This window comes from Thermostichus sp. MS-CIW-25 (assembly GCF_054060015.1).
Map to the genome: position 1 here is coordinate 1 of NZ_JBSSCS010000067.1, position 7,429 is coordinate 7,429.

The window sequence follows — 7,429 nt, forward strand, 5'->3', positions numbered from 1 at the left end:
CAACTTTGCGGCTTGCGACTGGGACACCTTGAGCTTGCAGGAGACGGTCAGGACTTGGGTCATGGTTCTATCGTAACTTCCGCATTCCTCCCGACCCTCGTCCTACGGGGAGAGGGCGGGACTCCTGCGATTTCTAGCTGAAGTTTTTTTCTGGAGCCAGAGGGATCCCGGTCGCTATTCCGGTTGGCGGAGCCTAGCAGTCGCAATGGAGCTGACCGCACGGCCACTGTCGGTGGTGGCAGCAATGCAGGAAATCCGGGATCCAGTGTCGGTCATGGCCCAGAAGCTGCTGATGCTTTTGGCGGTAGAGGTGGATTGAGCCGGGCCGATGGGGGATTCTACTGCCACAGAGTCTGGGGATTTCTCCTGAGAAGGGAGCAACACCACAGGTTCCTCACCCCGTTGGGCTGCTGCAACTTTTGGGGCGGGATGTTCTGGTGTGGGCTCAGGGGCTTCTTCTTTGCGGGCGGCCTCTGCAGCAGGGACATTCCGGGGAGAGGGCTGCTGAACCAGCCTCTTGTCAAGGGGTGGTCGTGGCGCGGCAGCGGGGGGTGCAGGGGGGGCTTGGCCGGCGATCTTTCCCCATAAGGCTTTGAGGAGTTGCCACATGGCTGGGTTGGCTACTGAGGGAGAGAGCAGTGAGGAATGGTGTTATCCTGCCATGCTCTGGCCTGAGAATCCATCCCCTCTGCCAGTCTTGATAGAGCAAAGTCATAACGAGTATGATTAAGTAGCCTGCTTAGGGAGAAAGTTCAACATGGCGCAGATTCGCGAGATTCCCCTTGCCCAAATTCGCCGCCCTTTGCCGCGGCAAACGGATCCGGATAAGGTGCGGGCGCTGATGGCTTCTATCGAAGCAATCGGTCTGCAGGAGCCCATTGAGGTTTTGGAAGTGGAAGGGGAGTACTACGGGTTCTCCGGCTGCCACCGCTACGAGGCATTTGTCCGCTTGGGCAAGGAGCGGATCCCCTGTCGGGTGCGAAAAGCGCCACGTGCTGTTTTGAGGCTACACCTGGCCTGAAAGGGATCCCTTCTGGCCCGGCTCCTCTTCGGCGGTGTAGCCCCGTTCGTAGGCAAAACGCACCAGTTGCGAGCGATTTTCCAAAGAAAGCTTGCTGAGGATGTTGGTCAGGTGAGTTTGCACAGTGCGCGGGCTGATGAACAGCTTCTCGCCGATTTGCTTGTTGGTGAAGCCGCGAATGACTTCCCGAAAGACCCGCTCTTCGGCAGGGGTCAGGGGCAATTCGGGTGGGGTGGGTCGGGGGGCCGCTTCCGGTTTTGGCTGGGACTGCTGTTGGATCAGCCGCAGAATTTCCGATTGGGTGCGTCGGGAGCGTTCAATCTGGGCCTCGATTTTGGCCACCAACTCCAGGGGTTCAAAGGGCTTGATGATGTAGTCATCCGCCCCCCGCTCATAGCCCTGAACCCGGTCATCGATCTCTCCCCGCGAAGAGAGAAAAATGAAGGGGACGAGCTCGCCGCCGCGCTGTTGGCGCAGCTGTCGGCAAAACTCGAAGCCGTCCATTTCCGGCATCACCACATCTGAAACCACCACATCCGGCTGCTCTTGGGCAAACAGACGCAACCCTTCTACACCCGAAGCGCCTGTAGAAACCCGATAGCCATGCTGAGTCAGGTGGCGGCTCAGCACCTTCAGGGAGAGGGGATCGTCATCTACGACCAGTACACGCTTCATGAGAACCCGAGGAGGCTGTTAGGGAAAAGGGTAAAGCGCTATTCACCTGTTATCTGTCGCTATTTTAGGGAGACGGACAGGATTCGTCATTTGGCTACGGAGACTGAACCCATGATAGTGGTTTCAGAAGTGGTCTGGTTGAAAGCTGAGAACCACGGTGGCTGTAAAGATGGGGGATTGAACCTGGGCCTCTAAGCTCCCATTCCCGAGTACTGTTGCAAGCCTTTGCGCCACAACCAGCGGTTAGCCAGCCAAAACAGGCCCGTCCAGGCCAGGCCCATGCCAAAGCCGCCCAGAATATCCACCGGGATCCCTGCCCAGAGGCTGGCGGGAAAATGCACCAGGTAGGGGAAGGGTGTCCAGGCCAAGAGCTGGCGCACGGGTGGTGGGAACACCTCCAGAGGAGCGATCACCCCCGAGAAAAACAAGTACACCAAAAAATGGAATTGCTCCAAGGCCGTCACCCGTTCCACCCAAAAGGCCAGCAGCGCCAGGGTGTACTGCATGAGAAAGCGCAGGGCAAAAGCCAGGAGAATGGCCAGGGATCCCAGCCCCGCCTGGGCCCAAGAGGGGATCCAAAAGGCACGGGGGTAGAGGACGAAGAAAAGGGCGATTAAAACCAGAGTAAAGGGGAGACGGGCCAAGCGCTCCATCAGGTGGCTGGCCACATGGTGCCAAGCGGGATCCAGAGGCTGCAACAGGCGAGGAGATAATTTGCCTTCGACCACCTCTCGCTCAAAGTCCCAGATGACCCAGACGATGGTGAACTGGCGCACCAGGAACACCGCCAGAAAGTAGCGGATGAACTCCAGAGCAGACAGCGAGAAGTCTCCTGAGCGGGCTGCCTCGCCCCACACCCCCATCATGATCAGGGGCAGGGATCCGGCCAACACCCACAGGATCAGCTCGGCCCGGTACTCCAGCATGTAGGCGTAGTAGGCGGAGAAGAGGGCACCCAACTTGCGAAAGAAGGCGTTCATGGAGATTCCGGTTGCGCAAGCGCTGCGGAGCAATACGAGACTGGCGGACGCAAAGTGGGCAACAAGCTGGCCAGGCTGACCACCGCTCCCACCACAACAATTGAAGGCGGTGCTACGGGCGAGGGCTGCCCAGCCAGAGTCTGCAGGCGGAGCAGATGAATCTCTTGCTCAGGGGTGGTGCCCCAGCGGATCAGGGCAACCGGGGTATCGGGAGCTTTCCCTCCGGCCAACAATTCAGCGGCAATGTGGCTGAGGTTGTGCATGCCCATGTAGATCACCAGGGTTTCCACCGCCCCGGCCAAAGCCCGCCAATTGACCTGAGGGCGGTATTTCCCTGCCGCCTCATGTCCGGTAACAAAAGCAACCGAAGAGCTGAGGTCGCGATGGGTGAGAGGGATCCCGGCATAGGCGCTGGCGGCAATGCCCGCCGTAATTCCCGGCACCACCTCCACTGGGATCCCGGCCTGCACCAGAGCCAACATCTCCTCTCCCCCCCGCCCAAAGATGAAGGGATCCCCCCCTTTGAGCCGCACCACCACGGCTGCCGTTCGAGCTTTCTCCATCAGCAAGGCTGTGATCTGCTCCTGGGGCAAGGTGTGAGCGCCGCAGTGTTTGCCAGCATAGATCCGTTCTGCCGTCGGCGGGATCAGCTCCAGGATGGAGGATCCCACCAGAGCATCGTAGATGACCACATCCGCGTGGGCGAGTAGCGCCTTTCCCTTCACCGTCAGCAGCCCTGGATCCCCAGGCCCTGCCCCCACCAAATACACTTTGCCCATCTCAAGTCCTGGTCGCGTCATTGCTGTTGGAAATATCCATTTTGAGGGAACGGGAAAGATTCGGCTATTCCAGCGCCGGGCTAAAAGCCTGGAGTGTCTCCACAATGGCCTGCATCAGTTGAGGATCCCGCCAGAGGGGCGGCTCCACCTGGATTTGGAGCAGAGGCCATTCCCGCTGTAATCGCTGAGCCTGTTCTTGTAGGGCGCGCAGCAGACCGCCTGGAAAGAGAAAAAACGGCAGCACCCGTAGACGGCACTGGCTAAGGCGCAAGCAATGGATCACGACCGCTTCTAAGGTGGGGGACTGGGCAGCAAAAGCCACATGCAAGGGGATCTCGGGCAAGCGCCGTTGCACAGTTTGGATCCCTGCTTGGAGCTGGGCGGCAAACCCCGGCAGACGGCTGCCATGGCCAAGCACAATCCAGGCATCTGCCCGTTCGCCGGATTGCCTGAGCGTTGCAGAGCAAGAGGGCTGTGGAGCCAGAATGCGAGCCACCAACAGATCCAGGAGGGCCGGGTGCTGGCCAATGGGGGGTGTTAACCGGATGGGCAGGCGCGGCCAGCGAGCTTGAACCTGCTTCACCGCAGCCGGTAAATCCTCTTCCACATGGGATCCCTCGCCCATAAACAGCGACAGCAGCACCACTTGATCGGGAGATCGGCCTGCGCCCAGCCAAGCTGCCAGCCGTCCTTGAATCTGTTCGGCCAGGGTGAGAGGCTGACCTTCCAACTGGGCCAGCTCCACCGGCTGAGGGGCCAGCTGCTGCTGCACCCGGGCCAACAAATCTGCCAAAGCCTGCTGATAATCGGGATCCCGGCTGCCGTGACAGACCAAAAACACCAGGGGATTGGAGGACATGGCAGAGGTTAGGGATCCCAGCGGAACGGCTCTATTTTGCCACTTTAGGGGATCCCGCCAACTTCTCGCGTAGGATCTGCGCGTATGATTTGAAGAGTACACACCCTCTTTCCCAGCTTCGTCAGCCCTTTCCCAGGTTTTCATGTCATTTGAGAATCGTTCCACCGCCCCTGAACTCTTAATCCATGTCTTGCGGGAGGGGTTGACCGAATCTATCCATCATTGCCAAGCTGTCGTGGCCGATAGCCGCGGGCGTTCTCTGGCCATGGCCGGCAACAGCACCACCCCCGTCTTTGCCCGTTCTGCCCTCAAGCCTTTCCAAGCGCTGGCCATGCTCTCCACCGGCATCCGCGAGCGCTACCGCCTCAGCGAGAAAGATATTGCCATCATGTGCGGATCCCATCAGGGCACCACGGCTCATGCGCGGCAGGTGTTCAGTATACTGTGGCGGGCCGATCTGTCTCCCGATTTGCTGGTCTGCCCCACCCCACCCGGCAAGCCCAGCCCCCTGTGCCACAACTGCTCCGGCAAACATGCCGGCATGCTCGTGGCCAGCCGCGCCCAAAACTGGACCTTGTCAGACTACGCCCAGCGGCAGCATCCGGTGCAAGCCCTGGTGCGGGCCAAGCTGGCGGATTTGCTGCAAATGCCCTCGGAAGAGTTTTTGTTTGCGCGGGATGACTGTGGGGTGCCCACCTACCAACTGCAACTGAACCACCTGGCCTCCCTATTCGCCCAACTGACTGCTGGCGAGCGGCCCGACTTGGAATCGGTAGCACGGGCCATGACCCATCACCCGGAGATGGTGGCTGGACAGGGGTGTTTCGACACGGAATTGATGCGGGCCACTCAAGGGGATCTGGTGAGCAAATCGGGTGCTGAAGGGATCCAGTGCATTGGCCGGGTGGGGGAAGGCATGGGCCTGGCCATCAAGGTCCAGGATGGAGCCGCCCGGGCCAAGTATGCCCTGGCTTTGCACCTGCTGCAGCGCATGGGCTGGATCCAGCCTGCCGCCGCCGAGATGCTGGGGGAGCGCTTCCTTCGCGTCGGCCCCTACACCCGCCTCGAGGTAGAAGGGGAGCTGCGCATGCCTTGAAGACTCAGCGCTGGAAGGGGTTTTGGTAAGGATTGGGGCCGGGGTTGGAGCTCTGGCCTTTGTTGCGGTACTTAGGATTGATGGTCAAGGTGCCGGATCCCAGGCCCCGCTGCGCCAAAAACTCCAGGTTGCGGCGGCGCATGGTGGTGTCGTAGTCATTTTTAACGCGATCTTCCAGCATGGCCACCTGTTGCAACGCACTCAGCAGGATGGCAGCGGCCTGCTCGGAGCTGTAGCCGTTTTGCGAGGCGTAGCGCACGGCAAATTCATCGGCTGCAACTTGTGCTTTTTGCCCCTTTTCCGCTTTGCGCAACAGAAACACCGCCGAAGCGGCCAACCCGGCTGCTAGGCCAACACCGAGGTTGTCTCCCATCTGCAGCTCCACCAAAATGCCCATGCTGCCGGCCCCGATCAAGGCGGGATACAGCAACAACGCCGACCAGTTATCCCCCAAAGCCAGCTCTGTGGCCATCACCGCTTCTCGCAGGAAGTAGATCTTCTGCTGGTCAGGGCTCAGCTTCTGCCAACGGCTGAGGTCAATGGCGAAGCGAGAGTATTTCTGCCAGGGAAAGCGCCACAGCGGCTGCACAATCCGAGACTGGTCGGGGGTGCCGATCTCGATCTGCACTTCAGGGCGGATCTCCACCGGGAGAAACTGGATCAGGCGGTCAAAGTCGGAAATGGTATACATGCTGGCACGGTGCGGTTATAAGGAGCGGCTGGAGATCATTACCCCCATAGTATAAGGATCCTAGCCTTCCTTGCAGGCTAGCTCCAAGAAAGCCTTTTGCGATTTGAGGTCTGCGTCCATGCCATCTCACCTGTAATGCCGTCTCACCCTCAACTGAATTGACTGTAAAAACCAGACCAGCTTGTTCTGGATTAGTTGTCATTTTTGCAACGCGCCCATCTTTTGGGCCTTTCTGCCCTTGAGAGGCAGGGGAAGTAGAGGACGCTGTCGGTATGAGTTGACCAAAAAACTGGGTTCAAGCCCCGCCCTAGGGCCTACGGCCCGCTGACGCGAGTAGGGCGGCTTTTTGCTAAAATCCGGCTAGCACGAGTAGGGTTTCCGATGTATTTTGCTCGGAAGCTAAAGTTGGGGTTTTCAGAGCAACTGCAGCATCTGGCTTTAGCCGCGGGCGAGCTATACTCCAAGACCTTGGTTTTCTTTTGGCGAGTGGCACGCAAGAAAGGCTTGTGGTTAAAGCCCTCGAGTTTGATGCGCTGGTTTCCCAACAGTAGTGGAAACGAACTTCACGCCCATAGTGCCGATGCAGTGGTACAAAGTTTCTTTGCTTCTCTGAAGTCTTGGTACAAGCGTCGTAAAACGGATCCCAACGCCAAGCCCCCCAAAAGACGGCGGCGCTACTTCAAGGTCATCTGGAAGTCCTCTGCCATTAGGGTTCGGGGTGGGAAGTTAGTTCTTTCCAACGGCAAGACCAACCCGCCTGTGGTTATTCCTTGGGCATGGGATACACCGGTGCAGGTAGAAATCGGCTGGGACGGCAAGCAGTACGAGTTGCGGGCCTGCTACGAGTTAAGTAGGCCGGAAGGGGAAGTAACGGCAAAGGCTGGGGAAGTAGCAGGTGTCGATTTAGGGGAAGTGCATTTAGCTACTGCTCACGACGGTCGGGCAACTTTATATAGCTAATTTATATAGCTAACGGGCGGTTACTGCGTTCCCAAAGGCGTTACCAGAACAAGCTGAAGGGCAAGCTCTCCAGGCTAATGGCTCGCAAGAAGAGAGGCTCGCGGCGCTGGAAGCGGTTAGTTCGTTCCAAGCAGCGTCAGTTAGCTAAACCGCCGAGAAGCCCCGCCCTCTGTCCGTAGAACGTATGGACTACGTCCCGCTGAAGCGAACGCGCTAGCGGCGCGGAGCGCTTGGGCCGGGATGAGAGGCGGGAGTACCTTGGTTCTCAATGTGCTGGCTCAATGCCGAGACTGTCACCCCACCACATGAAGCGATGAAATAAGATTCATTCCACAGCACATTTTTCCGGTATATCTTGCTGATGTAAT

10 protein-coding genes are annotated in these 7,429 nt (G+C 58.8%); 3 read left to right on the plus strand and 7 right to left on the minus strand.

Going from position 1 to position 7,429, the window contains the following annotated elements:
- Positions 1-174 precede the first annotated feature (174 nt).
- Positions 175-609: a hypothetical protein gene (locus ACVWZ1_RS13980; RefSeq protein ID WP_457503723.1), complete on the minus strand. Its 435-nt coding sequence runs from the start codon at positions 607-609 to the stop codon at positions 175-177.
- Between the two features lie 148 nt (positions 610-757).
- On the opposite strand from ACVWZ1_RS13980, the gene ACVWZ1_RS13985 reads away from it, so the two are divergent.
- A complete protein-coding gene (locus tag ACVWZ1_RS13985; protein WP_414358160.1) occupies positions 758-1,021 on the plus strand; it encodes a ParB N-terminal domain-containing protein in 264 nt (87 codons plus the stop codon).
- Here ACVWZ1_RS13985 and ACVWZ1_RS13990 read toward each other — a convergent pair.
- From ACVWZ1_RS13990 to ACVWZ1_RS14005, 4 genes are all read right to left on the minus strand, one after another.
- Positions 1,007-1,696: a response regulator transcription factor gene (locus ACVWZ1_RS13990; protein ID WP_414358159.1), complete on the minus strand. Its 690-nt coding sequence runs from the start codon at positions 1,694-1,696 to the stop codon at positions 1,007-1,009. The two genes, ACVWZ1_RS13985 and ACVWZ1_RS13990, sit on opposite strands and share 15 nt — an antisense overlap.
- A 191-nt stretch (positions 1,697-1,887) precedes the next feature.
- Positions 1,888-2,676 (minus strand): ABC transporter permease, encoded by a 789-nt coding sequence (locus ACVWZ1_RS13995; protein WP_457503724.1) that lies wholly within the window; start codon positions 2,674-2,676, stop codon positions 1,888-1,890.
- Positions 2,673-3,455: a uroporphyrinogen-III C-methyltransferase gene (gene cobA, locus ACVWZ1_RS14000; RefSeq protein WP_011432673.1), complete on the minus strand. Its 783-nt coding sequence runs from the start codon at positions 3,453-3,455 to the stop codon at positions 2,673-2,675. The genes ACVWZ1_RS13995 and cobA overlap by 4 nt, the downstream gene beginning before the upstream one ends.
- 64 nt (positions 3,456-3,519) lie before the next feature.
- On the minus strand, positions 3,520-4,314 hold the full coding sequence (locus ACVWZ1_RS14005) for a sirohydrochlorin chelatase (RefSeq protein WP_011432672.1): 795 nt from the start codon (positions 4,312-4,314) through the stop codon (positions 3,520-3,522).
- A gap of 142 nt (positions 4,315-4,456) precedes the next feature.
- On the opposite strand from ACVWZ1_RS14005, the gene ACVWZ1_RS14010 reads away from it, so the two are divergent.
- The gene (locus ACVWZ1_RS14010) at positions 4,457-5,410 is read left to right on the plus strand and encodes an asparaginase (protein WP_414400684.1); all 954 of its coding nucleotides are present in this window, start codon (positions 4,457-4,459) and stop codon (positions 5,408-5,410) included.
- 4 nt (positions 5,411-5,414) lie between these two features.
- Here the strand turns inward: ACVWZ1_RS14010 and ACVWZ1_RS14015 are convergent, their stop codons facing one another.
- Entirely contained in the window at positions 5,415-6,101 is a 687-nt protein-coding gene (locus tag ACVWZ1_RS14015; RefSeq protein WP_457467393.1) for a DUF3318 domain-containing protein, read from the minus strand.
- 381 nt (positions 6,102-6,482) lie between these two features.
- On the opposite strand from ACVWZ1_RS14015, the gene ACVWZ1_RS14020 reads away from it, so the two are divergent.
- Positions 6,483-7,061, plus strand: coding sequence for a hypothetical protein (locus tag ACVWZ1_RS14020; protein ID WP_414373976.1), 579 nt, complete (start codon positions 6,483-6,485; stop codon positions 7,059-7,061).
- A gap of 213 nt (positions 7,062-7,274) precedes the next feature.
- Here ACVWZ1_RS14020 and ACVWZ1_RS14025 read toward each other — a convergent pair.
- Positions 7,275-7,429, minus strand: a 155-nt coding sequence (locus ACVWZ1_RS14025) for a transposase (protein WP_457503725.1), incomplete at its 5' end; no start/stop codon positions are given.

What these genes read in the sequence shown, in the direction of transcription:
- ACVWZ1_RS13990 (WP_414358159.1), bottom strand. Translation starts at nt 1,696, where the DNA reads ATGAAGCGTGTACTGGTCGTAGATGACGATCCCCTCTCCCTGAAGGTG.
- ACVWZ1_RS13995 (WP_457503724.1), bottom strand. Translation starts at nt 2,676, where the DNA reads ATGAACGCCTTCTTTCGCAAGTTGGGTGCCCTCTTCTCCGCCTACTAC.
- cobA (WP_011432673.1), bottom strand. Translation starts at nt 3,455, where the DNA reads ATGGGCAAAGTGTATTTGGTGGGGGCAGGGCCTGGGGATCCAGGGCTG.
- ACVWZ1_RS14020 (WP_414373976.1), top strand. Translation starts at nt 6,483, where the DNA reads ATGTATTTTGCTCGGAAGCTAAAGTTGGGGTTTTCAGAGCAACTGCAG.
- ACVWZ1_RS14005 (WP_011432672.1), bottom strand. Translation starts at nt 4,314, where the DNA reads ATGTCCTCCAATCCCCTGGTGTTTTTGGTCTGTCACGGCAGCCGGGAT.
- ACVWZ1_RS14015 (WP_457467393.1), bottom strand. Translation starts at nt 6,101, where the DNA reads ATGTATACCATTTCCGACTTTGACCGCCTGATCCAGTTTCTCCCGGTG.
- ACVWZ1_RS14010 (WP_414400684.1), top strand. Translation starts at nt 4,457, where the DNA reads ATGTCATTTGAGAATCGTTCCACCGCCCCTGAACTCTTAATCCATGTC.
- ACVWZ1_RS13985 (WP_414358160.1), top strand. Translation starts at nt 758, where the DNA reads ATGGCGCAGATTCGCGAGATTCCCCTTGCCCAAATTCGCCGCCCTTTG.
- ACVWZ1_RS13980 (WP_457503723.1), bottom strand. Translation starts at nt 609, where the DNA reads ATGTGGCAACTCCTCAAAGCCTTATGGGGAAAGATCGCCGGCCAAGCC.